This is a genomic window from Sphingobacterium sp. xlx-130, assembly GCF_011007405.1.
GTDB classification, from domain to species: Bacteria; Bacteroidota; Bacteroidia; order Sphingobacteriales; family Sphingobacteriaceae; genus Sphingobacterium; species Sphingobacterium luzhongxinii.
On the sequence record NZ_WFKN01000013.1, the window covers coordinates 56,781 to 75,995 of the forward strand.

Annotated in this window: 13 protein-coding genes; 9 read left to right on the top strand and 4 right to left on the bottom strand. The window is 39.0% G+C overall.

What is annotated here, in order from left to right; translation table 11 throughout:
* The first annotated feature begins 103 nt into the window (after window positions 1–103).
* The 3 genes from G7B18_RS18210 (at window position 104) to G7B18_RS18220 (ending at window position 5,010) form a co-directional block, all read left to right on the top strand.
* On the top strand, window positions 104–2,953 hold the full coding sequence (locus G7B18_RS18210) for a TonB-dependent receptor (protein WP_205600365.1): 2,850 nt from the start codon (window positions 104–106) through the stop codon (window positions 2,951–2,953).
* Window positions 2,954–3,064: 111 nt separating this feature from the next.
* Entirely contained in the window at window positions 3,065–4,231 is a 1,167-nt protein-coding gene (locus G7B18_RS18215; RefSeq protein WP_164123688.1) for a hypothetical protein, read from the top strand.
* A gap of 83 nt (window positions 4,232–4,314) precedes the next feature.
* Complete coding sequence (locus tag G7B18_RS18220) at window positions 4,315–5,010, top strand: hypothetical protein (protein WP_164112930.1); 696 nt, start codon at window positions 4,315–4,317, stop codon at window positions 5,008–5,010.
* An 80-nt stretch (window positions 5,011–5,090) separates the two neighbouring features.
* Here the strand turns inward: G7B18_RS18220 and G7B18_RS18225 are convergent, their stop codons facing one another.
* Both G7B18_RS18225 and G7B18_RS18230 read right to left on the bottom strand, forming a co-directional pair.
* Window positions 5,091–6,761 carry a S8 family serine peptidase gene (locus G7B18_RS18225; RefSeq protein WP_164123690.1) on the bottom strand — a complete coding sequence of 557 codons (1,671 nt, stop codon included), beginning with the start codon at window positions 6,759–6,761 and terminating at the stop codon, window positions 5,091–5,093.
* A 583-nt stretch (window positions 6,762–7,344) separates the two neighbouring features.
* Window positions 7,345–8,595, bottom strand: a complete 1,251-nt coding sequence (locus tag G7B18_RS18230; protein ID WP_164123693.1) for a hypothetical protein — start codon at window positions 8,593–8,595, stop codon at window positions 7,345–7,347.
* Between the two features lie 977 nt (window positions 8,596–9,572).
* Between G7B18_RS18230 and G7B18_RS18235 the strand changes: the two genes are divergently transcribed.
* On the top strand, window positions 9,573–10,208 hold the full coding sequence (locus tag G7B18_RS18235) for a hypothetical protein (protein WP_164112935.1): 636 nt from the start codon (window positions 9,573–9,575) through the stop codon (window positions 10,206–10,208).
* A gap of 28 nt (window positions 10,209–10,236) precedes the next feature.
* Here the strand turns inward: G7B18_RS18235 and G7B18_RS18240 are convergent, their stop codons facing one another.
* Window positions 10,237–11,430, bottom strand: coding sequence for a hypothetical protein (locus G7B18_RS18240; protein ID WP_164112936.1), 1,194 nt, complete (start codon window positions 11,428–11,430; stop codon window positions 10,237–10,239).
* A 166-nt stretch (window positions 11,431–11,596) separates the two neighbouring features.
* On the opposite strand from G7B18_RS18240, the gene G7B18_RS18245 reads away from it, so the two are divergent.
* The 4 genes from G7B18_RS18245 (at window position 11,597) to G7B18_RS18260 (ending at window position 15,557) form a co-directional block, all read left to right on the top strand.
* The gene (locus G7B18_RS18245) at window positions 11,597–12,154 is read left to right on the top strand and encodes a hypothetical protein (protein WP_164112937.1); all 558 of its coding nucleotides are present in this window, start codon (window positions 11,597–11,599) and stop codon (window positions 12,152–12,154) included.
* Window positions 12,155–12,186: 32 nt separating this feature from the next.
* Window positions 12,187–13,968, top strand: a complete 1,782-nt coding sequence (locus G7B18_RS18250) for a DNA polymerase III subunit gamma/tau (protein ID WP_164112938.1) — start codon at window positions 12,187–12,189, stop codon at window positions 13,966–13,968.
* A gap of 96 nt (window positions 13,969–14,064) precedes the next feature.
* A complete protein-coding gene (rlmB, locus tag G7B18_RS18255) occupies window positions 14,065–14,853 on the top strand; it encodes a 23S rRNA (guanosine(2251)-2'-O)-methyltransferase RlmB (protein WP_164112939.1) in 789 nt (262 codons plus the stop codon).
* Between the two features lie 101 nt (window positions 14,854–14,954).
* Window positions 14,955–15,557, top strand: coding sequence for an HPP family protein (locus G7B18_RS18260; RefSeq protein WP_164112940.1), 603 nt, complete (start codon window positions 14,955–14,957; stop codon window positions 15,555–15,557).
* Window positions 15,558–15,614: 57 nt separating this feature from the next.
* Here the strand turns inward: G7B18_RS18260 and G7B18_RS18265 are convergent, their stop codons facing one another.
* Window positions 15,615–17,480, bottom strand: a complete 1,866-nt coding sequence (locus G7B18_RS18265; RefSeq protein WP_164123695.1) for a DEAD/DEAH box helicase — start codon at window positions 17,478–17,480, stop codon at window positions 15,615–15,617.
* A gap of 219 nt (window positions 17,481–17,699) precedes the next feature.
* Here G7B18_RS18265 and G7B18_RS18270 point away from each other — a divergent pair, with 219 nt between their 5' ends.
* Window positions 17,700–19,208 (top strand): amino acid permease, encoded by a 1,509-nt coding sequence (locus G7B18_RS18270; protein WP_164112942.1) that lies wholly within the window; start codon window positions 17,700–17,702, stop codon window positions 19,206–19,208.
* The last annotated feature ends 7 nt before the right edge of the window (window positions 19,209–19,215 follow it).

The window sequence follows — 19,215 nt, forward strand, 5'->3', positions numbered from 1 at the left end:
GCTTAATAATTAATTAACACTAGGTTGAGGTAAAGGTAATTTGTCGGTAACATTGAATTAATATGTCCATTATACTTTTGTGTTAAATTAAAATTAATTCAAGTTGAAACTAAATTTAAACATTAAAAAGGCAGGTTTGCTAGTATTAGGTGTAGTAGCAGGCTCTGTTGTTTTCGCACAAAAGACAGATACCAAAGGAAATGTCTTGGGAAAAGAGGCGAATAAAAAAGATACGGTCAATACGTTGAACGCACAGCAGAAAAATAGCGCCTCGATAGCAGATGGAGTTTCAGCAAGTTCATCTGTTTTTGGTATTCGCGGTAAGGTGATCGACGTAGAAACGATGAAACCTATCGCAGGGGTCAGTATTTCCCTGTCGGACAATAGTAAAGTGACCTCGACCAATGCTAACGGTGAATTTATTATCCCGGTCAACAAAAAAGGAGAATATAAAATAGTAAGTAGCTATTTAGGATATAATAAGGAAACCACGCCGGTAGTTCTAGAAGCTAAAAACTGGGAGATGGTGAGCGTTGTATTAGTCAATGAATCATCGACGCTAGATGAGGTGGTCGTAACTCGTAGACGTGTACAGGCTAGTGAGTTTGCTTTATTAGAAGAACGCAAAAACGCTAACCTATTTGTAGAAAAGATCGGTGCGCAGGAGCTATCACGTAAAGGGGTGTCTGATGCTGCGGGGGCTGTTACAAAAATGTCCGGAGTATCTAAACAGGAAGGGAATAGTCAAGTCTATGTAAGAGGGTTGGGAGACCGTTATAATAGTACCACCTTTAATGGTTTACCTTTACCATCGAGTGATCCCGAAAAAAAGAATACTCCATTGGAGATGTTCAGTACCGATATAGTCGATTTTATTGCAGTTGATAAGGTATATAACTCAAAAATGACGGGAGATTTTGGAGGGGCTAATGTTGATATAGCTTCTAAAAATTTTCAAGGAGATCGACTGTTCGAACTTTCAATAGGAAGCACGTTAAATACGAATGCGCTTAAGCAATCGGATAATTTCTATTTCGGACAAGGTCCAAATTATTGGGGAATCGCGAATTATGGGGTGCCAAAAGACCCAATCAACAACTTTAACTTTTCTAATGCTATGAACGCAAAGAAAGTTAAAATGATTCCAGCTAATTTCGGTGTTCGTTTTGGAGATTCATATGCTATAGGAACAGAGGGGCGATTAAGTCTTTTTGGAACAGCTAATTTTTCGAATAACTATGAGTTTAGAGAAGGCGAGAACAGGATTGTCGGGGCGCAGGGGTTTGCTAATAAGGACTTATACGAACGGAGATACGATTATAGGACAAATTCGAATGGCATGTTTAATGCAAGCTATATCATAAATAGTAAGCATAAGCTTTCTTATAATTTTCTCTTCACAAATATGTCACAACAATCAAATGAAAATTTTAGAGGCTATTTACAAGATTTGGCTGAAAACGGAGGAGGATTGATCCAAAGGACTACATACGCACAAACTAAAATGTTTGTCAACCAGTTACTGGGAAATCATGACTTGACGGAAAAGTTTGGTGTTAATTGGGGTGTTTCTTATAACACAGTAAAAAGTGAAACACCTGATCGTATACATAATACTTTTAGAGGTATCACAGACGGGTACCAGTTTGTAACAAATACGCCTACTGATAACAACAGATATTTTGATAATTTAAAGGAGAATGAGTTGGCAGCGAATGTCGGCGCAACTTATAAGTTGGATGATGAAGGAAGGGGTAAATTGTCTGTCGGATACAATGGAAGATTTAAAAGACGTGATTTTGAGGCAATTCAGTTTAACTTCACAATAGCTACAGACCAAAGAGGCCTGGCTGTCGACCCTAATAATCTTGATGCATTTTTTAACAAAACTAACTTTAATAACAATTATTTTACTATTGGGGCCTTTGCTGGCGAAATGCCACAGACTTATAGCGGTAAGCAGGATATTCATGCTGCATATGCAAGTTTAGATTATAAGATTACTGATCGACTTACATCGGTAATCGGTATACGTTATGAAAACATTAGACAGTTCATTGATTGGTACACCTCTTTCGGTCGGGATGACAATGAGTTCAAGAAGAATGGTTTATTACCTAATCTGTCTCTGAAATACGAATTGAATAAGAAGCAAAATCTACGTTTGGCTGCTAGTAAAACCTACACATTACCACAATTTAAAGAAAGAGCTTTATTTGTATATGAAGATGTAATGACCAATAAACGAGGAAATCCTTATCTATATCCTTCCGACAATTATAATCTAGATCTGAAATGGGAAATGTTTCCTAAGAGCTCTGAATTATTATCATTTGCAATATTTGGTAAGTATATCAAAAATCCTATCAATGAGATAAATATCGCTTCATCTACTAATGATATATCGTACGTGAACTCGGGAGATTATGGATATGTGTACGGGGCTGAAATAGAGGCAAAGAAAGATGTCTTTGAATGGGGAAACACTAATAAATTATCTGTTGGCTTCAATACCGCTTTAATGAAGACAAATCAAAAGTTTGATGCGGAGAAAGTAAGACTCGAAACCGGCGGGACTTTAAATATAAATACAACCGACCTAGAAGCTGGCTTTACTGGTGCTTCAGACATATTGATTAATGCGGACATAACGTATCATAAGAGTTTCAGAAATGACGCTAATTTAGTGGCGACTGTAGTTTATAATTATTATTCTGACAAATTGTACGCTATAGGTAGTGAGCAAAGAGGTAATCTGGTTGATAATGGAATTAGTGGACTAGACTTTATATTGCGTAGTAAGCTAACCAAACGTATCGGGGTTGATTTGGCAGTTAAAAATATACTGAACCCGAGGTTTGAAAGATGGCAGCATAATATCCCAACTCCTGAACGTGTTCTTTCCTACAAGCGAGGCGTAAATTTTGGTTTGGGATTAAAATACCAGTTTTAACACCATTACTTCTTAACACAAAAATAACCTGGTGTTAATACCAAGGATATATTAAAAAGGAACTTTTGTAATATAAAAAGTGTTTCAGAAAATAAAAAATTATAAAATAAAATGAGAAGCAAGACGAACAAATTTATCGGCATTTCAATGTTAGCTATAGCTTTAGCTTTTACATCATGTTCTGATTCTACACCAGAACCAGATTTAGGGAACAAATTTACTTTAGATAGGAATAACTTAAAGGGGACAGTCGCAAAGGGACAAGAGGTGGTTTTGGAATCTGGTACATATAAATTAACTGGTAAATTAATCGTTGAGGACGGAGCTAAATTAACGGTTAAAGAAGGTGTGAAGATTGAAGCTACAAAATTTTTAGCAGGACAAGAAATTCGTTATATCGCTGTAGCTCAGGGGGGACAGATCTATGTTCAAGGTAGCGCTGCAAAACCTGTTGTGATGACTGCAGAGGTCACTTCACCTCAATCTTGGGGCGGCTTAGTCATCTGTGGTAGAGCTCCTATAAATAAAGGTACTACAGCCACTGCTGAAGTATCAGATTTAACTTATGGAGGTACGGTAGCAAATGATAATTCGGGCTCAGTAAAGTATTTGCGTGTTGAATATTCTGGTTATTCTTATAATAGTGATAAAGAATTTAATGGATTATCAATGTTTGGCGTAGGTAATGGTACTACGATTGAGTATGTTCAGGTACACGAGGGTTCTGATGATGGTTTTGAGTGGTTCGGTGGTACTGTAAATACAAAATATCTTGTGTCTACTTCTAATGAGGATGATTTATTTGACTGGACAGAAGGGTGGAACGGTACAAACGAAAACTGGTACGGTAAGTCGGGTTTAGGTAGAGGTAACAGAGGAATTGAAGCGGATAACAATTCGAATAACCATGTTGCTGGTCCGATCTCTAACCCAACAATCAAGAATTTAACATTAATTGGTTTAGGATCACAAAATGCAGAACCGCAAGCATTGAAATTGCGTGTTGGTACTAAAGGTAAGTTTGATAATTTAGTTTTGTCAAATTGGACCACAGGATTTGATGTAGAAAACGAAGCAACAATCACTTCTGCTCTTGATGGAACATTAAAAGCTACCCGTGTGAAATTTGACAATGTGGGTACTAAAGCTAAAGGGAAGAAAACTGATGGTACTGCAGTTGATGTTTTAGCTGTTTTTACAGAAGATAATACCGCTACAGGTGCTGGTGCCGGAACAGCTACGCCAGAGTGGGCTAAAGGTTGGACTGTTGGTTTGTAATCAATAGTTTCTTAATAAATACAAAAGGTCGATTCATGGAGTCGACCTTTTTGTTTTTATCTTGGCTATAATGAAATCATACCATGAGACATTCATTGAGACTAGTTTTATTGTTTTTGCTTGTTAGTCTACAAGCTGGTAATGCATATGCTCAAGCATTATCTATTTCCAAATACAAAAAGGAACCACTCATCACTGTGCAAAAAGGGTTAGCAATTTTTATGTTGAGTAGTAGGGGGGATCTGCTCTATGTCACCACCAAGGTCGCATCTGATCTTGATTTTTCATACAATTTTGATGGTCATTTATCAAAAGTGGGAGACAAGGATGTCTCTTACAATTTTGATGGACTGTTAGTTCGCTTTGGAGAAATTAGTGTTGACTATAATTTTGAGAGAAAAGTGAGGGAAATCGACGATATACATATCGACTATAATTTAGATGAACAAATAAGAAGTTTTGGAAATGTTGATATAGACTATAATCTAGATAATAAGATACGTCGGATCGGAGAAGTTGAAATAGACTATGACATTCATGATCGCGTTTGGAGATTTGGAAAAGAAGATATAGGGTATAATTTAGATGATAAGGTTCGGCAGTTTGGTGAACAGCATGTGAGTTACGATCTGAATGGACGTATTCGTGAAATCGGAGAGAGTCGTTTTGATTATAATCTTGATGGATCGCTCCGTTCTGTTAAAAAAAGTTCGAGCAACATAGTAGAACAGGATATTATGTGGTATTATAATATGATTCAGCAATTAAATGGGGACTAAGATGAGCGTTGTTTTGGAAATCATTTTGTGTTGATATCATTGATTCTAAAAATTTAGGTAAATCGACTATCTCTTTTTTCTTATTTTTTGTCAACAATCTGTTTTGCTAGGAGCATAGCGTATTGCATATCAGGTATTCCATGCCCATAAGGAAGGATTGGTAAAGAATATCTGTCGGCAGATTTCAGTATCACGTCATACAACTCCCTATTGTTTAATTCTGGGTACGCTTGCCACAAGCAAGCGATCAATCCCGTCATAATTGGAGTACTAAAAGAAGTCCCATAGCGATCGGTAGATATACTTCCATCAGGCTCGACAAGATAAACTGGTGTTCCAAGAGATACCACGTCAGGTTTGATACGCCCGTCTTTTGTCAAACCAAAAGAGGAGAATCCAGCTATTGCGGAGTTATGGCTGACCGCACCCACCGCTAATATAGAGCGTGCATCAGAAGGTGGAGATACCCATCTTGATTTATTTCCGGCCGAGGTGACTATAAATATTCCTTTTTCAAAAGCTATATCTACTGCACGACTAGATATGGCTGTCTTTCCATCCGTATCCTCAAAGGTATATTCCTCGTTAGAACTTTCAAAATAGTCATAACTTAGCGATATATTTACTAGACTGACACCAACGCTATCTGCGTATTCCAATGCATTCACCAAGTAATCCTCTTCCACCCGAAATTCTGTAGCCTTATCATCTGTGCTGAATAGCCAATAATCAGCCTCTGGTGCGGTACCAATATATACAGAAGGCTTGTTAACCGCCATCAAACTTGCTACATTAACACCGTGCTTATCCAATAGGTAGGGATCAGGTTGTTCAAAGATGAATGATTTGACTTCCTTGATCTTGCTGTTTGAAAATAATGGATTTATATCAAGTTTTTCATACCCTCCATCAATAACACCAATGGAGATTTTGTCCCCCTTAAACCCCTTTTGATGTAATACGCCGCCATTATTCAATACAATATTATTCCAGGATGCCATATATTTATCTTGATCAAAAGAATATGATTCCGTATTCTGCTGTATGATAGGTCCCGTAGATGTGTGTACGCTAGTAGGCAAATTCTTCTCGCTATATTGGCTCCAGACCACCTCCACATCCTTCACAAACGTAAGTTTACGGTACCTATCCATCAGGAGGACATCGTTGCAATGGACAACTACGGTGTTCAACCATTTACTTTTCGCTACTACGACACCGCCGATCTGCTCCAGTTGTTTCAAATAGTCTGGCGAAATAGGTAGATCAGTCTCTGTAATTGAAATCCCTTGTCGATCCCTTCGCTCAATCGATCGCTTTGAAAGAAACTCTGTAGGCCGTCCTATATTATAGTTAGATTTTCCTTTGTCTCTGAGCGTTATTCGGAATTTGTAGAGTTTCTTGTCCCATACCGTTACCTTACATCTAGTCTCACCTTTACCATCACGCGATTTGGCTATGACGACCGTTTCTCCTGCCCACAATCCTTTCACCCAACCTTCTTTACTCACGGTAGCGATCCGTTCGTCGACCGAAGACCAATCAAACAACGAGGGGTCGAGGATCTTTCCGTGCTGTGATAGCTGTAACTGTGCTCCCGTAAGATAACTTTGCTGTATACTCAGCTCATTGGGAAGGATTTCTATCGCATCTGGGAGAGGTTCTGATTGTTTTGGAGTATCTTTTTTACAAGATATAGTTAGTGTCAGCAAAATAATATTTGTGACTAGGCCCCATAAAATTCTTTGCATATTTATAATTGAATAACGATAATGTCTAAAGGTATATTTATAAGTATTCGCTTGTAAAAATATTTGATCAATGTGTTGTTATCGTTTTATCAAGGTTATCATATGTTTAAGTTAAACAGTCACTAAAAAAAGAACCTGTCCATCCCGTAATATTGAGGTTTGTCCGATATGAAGATCGCACTTTATATTCGCCGATAGCATTACTTGTCGATATTGATCTGTATTGTTAGTTCACAGTTAGAAATATGCTGACATTTTCCTGTATGACTTCTCTTTTACAACGGTCTTATCCTGTATAGGTATAATATATGTCTTTTAGATATCTTGAGCTACGCTGGATATGGTGACCGCTCAGTTTTCAAGTTTGTATTGGGATAGGGGTAATTTTTAAAAGGAGAATCCGTGTATATGCTTGTTGTTTTTCTTATGGAGATCAACTTTATAGTTTTGGAAAGCTATTAACGAATTACTGTAAATGTAAAGACCGATCAGGTAATTTTATCTGATCGGTCTCTAATTGTTATAACGAATTTTTGTTATCTCAAGGGGTTCCCCCGTTATAATAGGGAGAGATTCCTGATTTCTACATTACAGGGCAGCCTGTTCTTGGAGATGTGTAAAACTGTTTGTAGTCCAGTATAGGTTCAATTACTTTATATATTACGCGCTCTCGTGAGTCTTCTAGTGGATAATTAGGGTCGATGATTTTGTAGTGTATTTCAATAGCAATCTTAGGATAGTTAAATTTTTCATTTTTTATGAACCATGTCTTTGACCAGTCTCCGGCTCCGTAACCGAAATAATAGCTTCCAAATTCAATTCTTACTTCATCATTGTCAAGTGTGTGGAAAAGACTTTTTGGGGTAGTGTGTACGGTATTGAATCCTACTCCGTTGTTTACACTTTCTGGCGTATATTCCAAAAACTTAAATAAATTGTACTTGCGGTATGTATTGTAATCAGGAGCATCACTTACTGTTTGATATCCTTTTTCGGCTATAGTATTATTAACAAGATATGCTTGATAAGTTTGAACCGATATTCTTTGATTTAAGTTGCTGTTGTCATAAATTCCACTAATGAGTTGGTCGTATATAAATTTACTGTTGAAATTAAAAAAGTAAAGCTCTTTTTTATGATGTTGGCTGTTACATTCTGGGTACCAAAAGTCCCAAGCGTTAAGATAAAATTGATCTGTTGCCCCCAATATTCCAATTTTTCCTGAATAAAGTGGTGTATATCTGTTAGCTATTAATGGAGCCTGCGAGTTTTGATGGAATTGTATGCTGTATAGATTATTTGAAATATTTGCAGTCCCGGTCGTATTTACAATTCCGGAGTACTGTATCGTTGTTTGTGTTGCTGTACTTGATTTTTTTCCTCCACTAAAGGATTTGACAAGTCCAATAACGCTTTTTACTACACCAACGGCAGCAGAAACAATTGTTATAACTCCTGAAGCAGCTTTGAATTCTGCTTGAATATTTTGGGAAGGCTGGCTTATTGGGAAGCTATTATTATTTGTCGTAATGCTAGCGGCAGAGCTTGAACTGGTCGTCCCTATTTTATTCTGCAGATTAGAAATAGCGTCTAAAAAACTTTGAGTTGAGCTTGCATACTCATATCCCTTTTGCATCGCTTGAGCAAATCCAGATGTACTACTGCTTGACGCACTTATAGAGGATCTAGCAATGAGAGTTGAAAAATCTGAGCCTAAATTAATTTCAGACTCATTAGTTCCGTACACATTAAGTCGCAGTTCCTTAGGATCGACATCGTGTACCATCGTAAAGTCGAAATTGATCCAACTATCCGACGCATTCTTCTTTGTCATAACAATCTGCTTATTATTAGGGTTGACTCGATCTTTGGTGAATTGGTCAACCGGAGCATAAAATGAGAGTGAAGCATTATAGCTAGAAGTATTGTTAAATCCTAGTTCACCAACGTAGTGTGTTTTGGATGCTTCATTAAGGTTTCTGACCCGATAATTGTAAACAAAAAATCGTATTACTCCAGAATAAATATTATATAATGCGAAAAATGGAGTTTGTGCTGGGCGTTCAGGCGTACCAAAATCTTTGAGATAAAGTACCCAACCTAAATTCGCAGTGTAATCATTATCCTCGTTATTTATAGGGTTTCCAGCAGTGAACCAAGGAAGTAAGGTTTCTGTGCTATTTACAGGTTGGCCATTTATACGTTGTCCAAAGTATATTTTAGCTGTTGTCGTATTGGGATCAGAAAAGTCCCAGTTTGGATCAAGGTTAGGATCATTCGGATCTGTTATAGATAAAACTCCAATGTTATTGGATAATTGATCGTGAGGAGTATTTTTTTTGAGTAAGTTTTTTTGACATGAACTTAGTAAAACAAGGCCTAGAAATAATAGAAATAATACACTTGATATTGCGGGCTCCCATAGTTGAAAGAAAGGAGGGGAAGGATTCTCCTACTGTGTGAAAGTTATTCTTAAAGTGGTGCAAGTTGGCCATGGAGGGTAAACACGATTCGCTTTAAGTAGCCGCTGTATCTGTATGCAGTGAAATTACAAAAATAATCATCGACGCGGCCGTCTTTTGAGACGGCTTTTTTGTTGGTCAATCGAGGGATGTCGTTAAGACCTTGTAGGGATTAGGGTATATATTAAGGTATCAATTAGCTAGTGTTAATATAGGGTTTGCATAGCCTTTACATAGCCAATAGCTATATTAAAACTATATTAACACTAATTAAAAAACATTTTAAGACATAACTTGTTATCAATAGTATACTAACTTGTTTTAAATCTGTAAACAACAAAATGACACTATGGCAATTCTAAATGATGGCCCCAACGGGACTATTCGAGGTAAGTTTGGTAGCGTATTCGCTTATATGTTGAACGGACAAAATGTAGTTCGTGGCGCTCGTAAGCCCCGGAAGACTCCTCCGAGTCAGGCCGAATTACTGAACCAAAAGAAGACTAAGGTCACCAATGATTTTCTGACTTATCTGTTTCCGATCGTGAAGTATGGATATAAGAATTTGCTGAAAGATCACCCCACAAAAAATGCGGCTAACCTAGCGCAATCCCATGTGAGGAGAGATTGCATAGCTATCGATGCCAATAATGAGCCTTATGTGAGAGCGGAATTGTTTAAACCATTCAGAGGGACGCTATTCATGCCCGAGAATGCACAGATGGAGTTGATGGATGATCATCTCCATATCACTTGGACACCAGTAAAAGACCTACAGGATTGGGTCAAATTGAATGTGGTGGTAGTGAATGTGGAAGAGTCGGCCGATATGCGGGGTACAATTGTACCTGCCTGTCTAGGAGAGTATCGCCTACAATCAGAATTACTTAACTGGCGTGGCGAGGGGCTGCATGTCTATATAGGCTTTGAAAATAGCTATACCGGCGAGCTGTCCGATTCGGTATATCTCGGGAAGTTAGATTAAAAGTAAATAGCGTGCTGGTAGAGAAAACTTATCTTGGTTTGTAATGATACACGATCTCGTATTTCTCGTGCTTATACTTATCTGCTACTTCACCAATATTTAGGTTCTGTCCTTGAGGGGTAGGTTCGCAGATGGAAAAATACTGTCCTTCGTATTTGATAGCAGTCCCTATCTTCTGTTCAAACTGTACTGCCATGGTAATGTGGGTAGGATACAGTATGGCGACCATAGGAAGGTTGTATAGCTCTTTTACCAAAAAGAAAAATAGCGCAGCTCTATCGTCACAATCACTGTAGTTGTTCAAGAGTGTCTGTTCTGGAGATAGTCGTTTTTCTTTACCGAAGTTGATATCGTCATTCTCGTACAAAAATGCGTATCGTGTAAAACGCATTAGGTAATCGACCCCGTCTTTCGTATTCATTCCTTTTACATTTTCTTTCAGTACCGGTATCAGCGATTGATAAGTTACTTGGGTGAGGGGAATATTGAAATACGTTTCGAAGTCCACGCCTGGATAGTTTTTGAAAATACTCGCTATATTGTCATTCACTTTGATATCAAACTCGTATACTTTGTCCTTGTACTGAAAATTTACATTCTTGACAGCATAAGAATCATCTTTAAATTCGGGCATAGCGGCTATCTTGTAGCTAAAGTCTTTGGTAGCACCTGGTATGAAGATCGATACAGGGCTATATGCGTCAGATTGCCGGAAAAGCTTACCATAATCGTGATAATTGAGACAGGTAAACTGTTGTCCATCTACCAGAAAGAAAGGGATGTCTGATATGTCTTCTTTGTTTTTAATGTAGAAAATAATCTGATCATTGCCTACGGCCAATCTTGCATCGTAGCCCGACTTGTTCATCAGATACCATTTGTATAAAGTATATCGGTGATAGTTGTCCGCTTTTGGACTGATCGACTCTGATACTTTTCGTACGAGCTGGTAGTATAGCCAGTCGTTTAAGCGTTTTTCGGTTTTAAAAGCTTCCAATTGACTGATGAGCCGGGTATAGGGGCCTGAATCAATCGCGTTGTAAAAATCCAGAATAGATTTTTCGGTTGTCTTTCCTTGAATCTGAATCTGCGGCGTTTCTGATTTGTCAAAAACAAATGGTTCTTTGAAGAAATCTATCGTATCTAGTTGTTGTGCCCACAGCACATTGCTATAGGTAAGACCTATGCAGAGTAACAGGATATAGCGAACCGTAGATTTCATTTGTTAACATTTGCTTAATATAAAGTTAATAAAAAAATAATATTATTTTTCACTCCGTTAAGACAAATAATACCGTGCCTTGATTTTAGAAGACAGAAACTCGGAAAAGTATCTTATATTGCGGTAGTAGCTATTTAAACAAGTGGTAAAGGCCACGTTATTTTTTATGAAGAAGGGGATCTTATTTCTGCTGATAAGCATAACAATGAGCTGGGCCAACGCACAGACTTCGAATTCTAAAGCTTTTATGGAAGCTTTTAAGCCACATCTTGGTAAATACTATGAAGGAGTTATTGTAGCAGGAGGGAAGGATGGAGATGGATTTACCGGGCAACGCTTGCTGATGCAAGTAATGAGTTGTGAGGATAGAGAAGTGAAAGTGCCTTTTTTCGTCGGGGAAGATAAATCCCGTACCTGGATATTTTCATGGAGTAATAATCGTGTCGAGTTGAAGCATGACCATAGAATGTCCGATGGTACACCGGATAAAGTCACTTATTATGGAGGTACTGCCCCTAACGAAGGACAGGCAGGTATGCAAATGTTTCCTGCAGATGCCGAGACGGCACAGCTTATCGATTATGCGGCGTATAATGTGTGGTGGGTGACTATTGATGCTAAGAAATTTACGTACAATTTGAGGCGCATAGGTTCGGATCGCTTATTTTCGGTGGAGTTTGATTTGACGAAGCCGGTCGCGTCGAATTTCAAACCTTGGAGATAGATTTTCAATTCTAATTCCATATCTTTGCAGTAATGGATAATTTCATTGTTTCAGCCCGTAAATATCGCCCAGTTACCTTCGACTCTGTAGTAGGACAATTGCATATTACAAATACGCTAAAGAATGCGATTCATAGTAATCAGCTGGCTCAGGCGTTTTTGTTTTGTGGTCCTAGAGGAGTAGGAAAGACGACCTGTGCACGTATATTAGCTAAAACAATAAACTGTGAAAATATCTCCTCCAATACAGAAGCATGTGGTGAATGTGAAAGCTGTAAGTCCTTTGCAGGAGGTACTTCTTTTAGCATCCACGAACTGGATGCCGCTTCTAATAATTCGGTAGATGATATCCGTAACCTGATCGATCAGGTACGTATACCGCCACAGACGGGAAAATACAAGATTTACATCATTGATGAGGTTCATATGTTATCACAGGCGGCATTTAATGCTTTCTTGAAAACATTAGAAGAACCTCCTTCGTATGCTATTTTTATATTGGCTACGACAGAGAAGCATAAGATACTTCCTACGATTCTGTCTCGTTGTCAGATTTTTGACTTTAATAGAATCCGTGTCGATGATATGGCAAGCCATCTGGGGTCAATAGCGACAAAGGAAGATATTACTTTTGAAATAGACGGTCTTCATGTTATTGCTCAAAAGGCGGATGGAGGGTTGCGTGATGCGCTATCCATGTTTGATCAGATTGTTAGTTTTTCAAACCGTAATCTGACTTATCAAGCGGTCATAGAGAATTTAAATATTCTAGACTACGATTATTATTTTAATATCGTCGATGCAATAGCTAAAGAGGACGCCGCTGAAACGCTATTGATCTTGGATAATGTGTTAAACCGTGGATTTGACGGTGGACATTTTATCGCAGGGTTATCAGGACATTTTAGGAATTTATTGATCACAAAAGAACCTAAGACATTAAAATTGTTGGAGGTAAGCGATAATATTAAAAAGAAATACCTTGAACAGTCTTCTTCGCTTAGTTCGGGACTGCTGTTGTCTGCATTGAACATAGCCAATCAATGTGAGATCAGTTATAAAAGCAGTAAAAACCAACGACTGCAGGTAGAATTGGCCCTGTTGAAGATGTGCCACCTAGCCGCCGCTATACAGCTCGGAATAAATGGTGTATCGACTCAGGTCGATCAAAAAAAAAAACAACCTGAGTCCGTAACTGCTCCAGTACAGCAGGTGGCCAATGTGGCTAGTCCTCCCATTGCTGTAACGGTAAATACAGCACCGCCTGTGGAGGCTCCCAAACCATCTATTCCGGTAACTAAGCCTGTCGTTGAGGAAAAGAAAAGTTTTGCCTCAGGAAAGGGTTGGGGAAATTTTAAATCTGCTGTAGAGGTGCCCAACTTAAATACGGTCTTTGAGGAGAAGGTTGTTGACGAGCAGCAGGAGAATGATCTTGTGCAGGGAACGGAATTTAGGGAGGTACATTTTAATACGTTCATTGGAAAATGGAATGAATTGGCTGAAAGAATGAAGACCAACAATCGCATTACAATCTATACACTGATGACGTCGACACCTCCGAGATTGAAGGGAAACATTATTGAGATCGATGTGGAGAATGCGATTCAAAGTGATCAACTTCGTGAAGGTAAGATTGATATGTTGAATTATCTGCGTCCAGAGCTTCAAAACTTCTCGTTGGATATTGTGACCATTCAATTGGAGCAGTCCGTAATTCGTAAAGCTTACACTGCTCAAGAAAAATATCAAGTAATGGCTGCCAAAAATCCAGCCTTGGAGGTCTTGAGGAAGACTTTTAATCTGGGACTTAGTTAAGTAATATTCTTGCCATTCGATATGAATGTTTTTTTAGTTTTTAATTTTTGTTTTTTAACCGAGCTTTTGCGAGTTCATCTTCAGATAATTTAAAACATGCAAAATAATTTCCAACGTCACGATAGGGGCGAAAAAAGAGAGACGAACCAAATGGTTTTTGGTATCCGTGCGGTAATCGAAGCGATTGACAGTGGAAAGGAAATAGAATCTCTTTTTGTACAACGCGGAATCAGCGGAAGCCTCTTTCTCGAATTGAAATCCATACTGAAAGAGCATGGGTTAGGTTACCAACAGGTTCCTATCGAGAAGTTGAACAGAATTACTAGAAAGAACCATCAAGGGGTGATCGCTGTTATCTCGCCGATAGTATATCATAATATTGAAGATTTATTGCCGCAGATTTACGAAAGAGGAGAGACACCCTTATTATTGATGTTGGATGGTGTGACGGATGTTCGTAACATGGGCGCTATTGCCCGGACAGCAGAATGTGCCGGTGTACATGCTATTATTGTACCCAAAAAAGGGTCAGCTGAAATCAATCCTGATGCGATTAAGACATCTGCCGGAGCGTTATACAAAATACCGGTCTGTAGACAAGAATCTTTAGGTAAGACCGGACGTTTTTTGATTGAATCAGGCATACAGTTGGTAGTCAGTACGGAGAAAACCAAAGACTCGGTGTATGATGTTGATTACAGTGTGCCAACCTGTATTATTATGGGAGCTGAAGATGTTGGCGTTTCGGACGAATTAATCCGGATCTCAGATAAGCTTGCTAAGATCCCAATGTTTGGGGAGATTGGCTCGTTGAATGTTTCGGTCTCAGCGGCAATAGTTATTTATGAAGCAATACGGCAGAGGGAGTTAGGAACTAGGGGTTAGAGACTAGGAATGAAGAGTTAGAACTGAAATCGTTAAGTAGTTAAAGCGTTTATTTTTTTTAACCTTTTAACCTTTCAACCATCTAACATTGAGTTTTTTTTATGTTGAAAAGGAAGATAGAGCGGCAGTTTAGAAAATATCGATATGTCATGTATCGGGAAACACTGATCGACCGTCGTGAACATTTCTGGTCGTTTGTAGGCGCTTTTGTAGGGATCGGAATTATTTCATATATTCAATCGTTGCATCTTTCTTCATTGGAGAATGTTTTTTTAATCGGTTCTTTTGGCGCATCCAGTGTGCTGGTGTATGGAGCGATCCAAAGTCCATTGGCCCAGCCAAGGAATTTGATAGGAGGGCATGTCGTATCAGCGCTAGTTGGAGTTACGGTGGCTACATTGGTTCCCAATATTATTTGGCTGACGGCACCACTGGCTGTAGCTTTTTCTATAGTCTTCATGCAGATTACCCGTACATTGCATCCTCCCGGAGGAGCGACGGCATTAATTGCCGTTTCAGGAGGTACAAAAATAACTTCTCTAGGATATTGGTATGTGTTGTGTCCGGTATTTGCTGGGGCTTTAGTACTTTTCTTGGTTGCGCTACTGTTTAATAATATTACTAAAAATAGGCACTATCCAGTAAAAGGGTCTCGTCTAAGGAGGTCTCGTAGAGAACATTTAAAAAGACGTTTTAGTCGTTAATAAAAAAAGCCTCATCCATTTGGACGAGGCTTTTTTTATTAACGATAATCTTGAAGATTAGTATTTTCCTTTTGATTCACGACGTTTGCCTGAGAAGTCACGGAATCCTCCACCGCTGTTTCCTCCACGATCACCTCTTCCACTTCCGCCAGCATATCCGCCACTGCGACGTTCACCGCCACCGTAACCTCCGCGCTCTCTGCGTTCGCCACCACCGTAGCTACTGCCACTATTGCGACGATCTCCACCTCTTGAACGGCCACCTCTATCCGATTGGCTATCCCCAGAAACTTCGATACGGACTTGACGCCCATTGAAATCAACAGCTTTGAATCCTTCAAACACCTTATTTACCTCTTCATCCTGAACTTCGAAGAATGTAAATACGCCCTTCATATCAATCTTGCCGATTGATTTTCCAGATATCTTGGCGTTGTTACAGATAAATCCTAACATGTCTCCACGAGAGAACTCGTCAACAGCACCTAAGTTCATAAATAAACGGGTGTATCCTTTTGATCCTGTACGAGAACCACGATCTCCACGGTCACCACGTTCACCACGGTCACGATCTCTTCCATCTCTACTCTCACGAGCATCGATGTTTAGATCAGGTGCATTGTTGTAGTATTCAAGGAATCGATTAAACTCTAATGAAGCAAATCTTTTTACGATATCTTCTTTTGATAACGATTCAAAACCTTCCATAATAGCAGGTAAGAATTGATTGATTTGAGCTTCATTTACTTCAACATTCTGTACTTTATTGATGATCGTCAAAAGTTGTTTTTCAACAACTTCAGGCCCTTGAGGTACCTGTTTACGTTCAAAAGTTTTTCCGATCACTTTCTCAAGTTGACGGATTTTACTTTGTTCTTTGATGTTAATCAAAGAGATTGAAATACCTGTCTTTCCTGCACGAGCTGTACGACCTGAACGGTGTGTATAGTTTTCTATTTCGTCAGGTAAAGAGAAGTTGATAACGTGAGTGATGTTGTTTACATCAATACCACGAGCAGCAACATCCGTCGCGATCAATAACTGCAAGCTGCGGTCGCGGTAACGTTTCATCACCTTGTCACGTTGTTGTTGAGATAAATCTCCGTGTAGTGAATCCGCATTGTAACCATCTTTGATCAAAGCTTCAGCGATTTCTTGCGTCTCGATTTTAGTACGACAGAAAACAATACCGAAGATTTCAGGATTGGAGTCTACGATACGCTTGAAAGCGGCGTATTTATCTTTTGCTCTAATCAGGTAGTAATGATGCTCAATGTTTGCATTACCTGTGTTCTTCGTTCCGACAGTCATTTCTACCGGATCGGTCATATAGTTTTGAGCTATGCGACGCACTTCTTTTGGCATGGTTGCTGAAAATAACCATGTTTTTTTGTCATCTGGTGTCTCCGACAAAATGTTGTTAATGTCTTCTTTGAAGCCCATATTCAACATCTCATCCGCTTCATCCAATACAACATATTTTACTTGTGAAAAATCAATTGCATTTCTGCCAATGATATCCAACATACGACCAGGGGTCGCTACTACAATCTGCACACCACGTCTGATCTGACGTAATTGGTCAGAGATGTTTGCTCCTCCGTATACAGCTACAACATGTACATTGTCGATGTATTTTGCAAATTTTTCTAAATCTTTAGAGATTTGTAAACAGAGCTCACGCGTTGGACAAAGTACCAAGGCTTGCGGTTGTTTTTGAGAAAAGTCTAATTGCTCTAATAATGGAAGACCAAATGCCGCTGTCTTACCTGTGCCGGTTTGGGCTAATCCGACAAAATCGTCGTTGCCAGTCAATAATACAGGAATGGCTTTTTCCTGAATTTCAGAAGGTTTTTCGAAACCTAATTCTGAGATGGCATTAACAACTTCCTCACGGATTCCCAGTTCTAAAAATGGGTTCATGAAATAAATTATACAATAGGCACTATTGCCTAAGGCGCTGCAAAGGTACAATTAATATTTGATAATTCCTAGTGTGTAATGGGTTGTATTTTAATGAACTGCCCTTTTTTGTGTCAATAAAAGAGAATCTTCCTGTTGAATTTAAAATAATGAAGGTGTATTGGAAATAGCCATTTTTTTTTTAGGTTTGGGTTAACATTTAAACTAACTTACTAAATTATGTGGTACAAAAAATCAATAGACAAGCTGGTCGCGGAATCCGAGCAGAGCGGGGAAGGAACGTTAAAAAGAACACTATCCAGTTCGGGACTCGTCGCTTTGGGGGTTGGCGCGATAATAGGAGCAGGTTTATTCTCGCTGACCGGAATTGCTGCTGCAGAAAATGCAGGACCAGCGGTCATGCTTTCTTTTATTATCGCTGCTGTTGGTTGTGCCTTTGCTGGACTATGCTACGCTGAGTTTGCTTCTATGATTCCGGTAGCAGGAAGTGCTTATACTTATTCCTATGCGACGATGGGAGAGTTTATGGCTTGGATTATCGGTTGGGATCTTGTGCTGGAATATGCGTTGGCTGGAGCTACAGTTGCCGCCAGTTGGTCTCAGTATTTTAATGAATTGCTTAAGATATTTGGCATGGCGCTGCCCAATGAATTGTTGTATTCTCCTTGGGTAGAACATCACTTGGCGGACGGAACTGTGTTTTCTGGCGGTATTGTTAATTTGCCAGCAATAATCATCGTATGTCTTTTGTCTTTGCTTTTGATTCGGGGTACACAAGAGTCTTCTTTTGTAAATAATATTCTGGTGGTATTGAAAGTAGCGGTGGTTGTGTTGTTTATAGCATTAGGATGGCAATTTATAGATCCAGCAAATCATACACCTTTTATTCCTGTGAATGAAGGAGAAGAGCTATTAAAAGAAGGAAAGATAGGAGTTTTTGATTTTTTTAAAGAAGGCTATTTTGGCCATTTCGGGATATCAGGGGTATTGCGTGCGGCTGGAGTTTTATTTTTTGCGTTTGTTGGTTTTGATGCGGTGAGTACGGCTGCGCAGGAAGCAATAAATCCCAAAAAAGGAATGCCCATCGGGATTATTGGATCGCTATTGATTTGTACATTATTATATGTCCTGTTTTCTTATGTAATGACGGGTTTGGCACATTATACAGATTTTAAAGGAGATGCAAAACCTGTAGCAACGGCTTTCGCCAAAACAGGGTATACATTTTTAAATACAGCAATGATTGTGACCATTATTGCTGGATATACATCCGTTATTCTTGTGATGTTATTAGGACAGAGTAGGGTGTTTTATTCTATGAGTAAAGATGGGTTATTGCCAAAGGCGTTTTCAGACCTTTCCAAACGTCAAACGCCCTGGAAAACAAACCTTATTTTTATGGTTTTTGTTAGTCTATTTGCGGGTTTTGTCCCTGTAGCTGAATTAGGGCATATGGTGAGTATCGGAACCTTGTTCGCTTTTACCCTTGTATGTATAGGTGTTATCGTGATGCGTAAACGTAATCCAGATGTGGAGCGACCGTTCAAAACACCATTGGTGCCTTTGATCCCAGTTTTAGGTATAATCGTATGTGTGTTGATGATGGCTTCATTGCCGTTAGAAAGTTGGGAGCGCTTGGGTATCTGGATGTTGATTGGCGTCGCTGTGTACTTTTTATACGGTAAGAAGCATTCTGTTTTACGGAAAGAAATAGAAAAGGGGGCCTAAGCCCCTT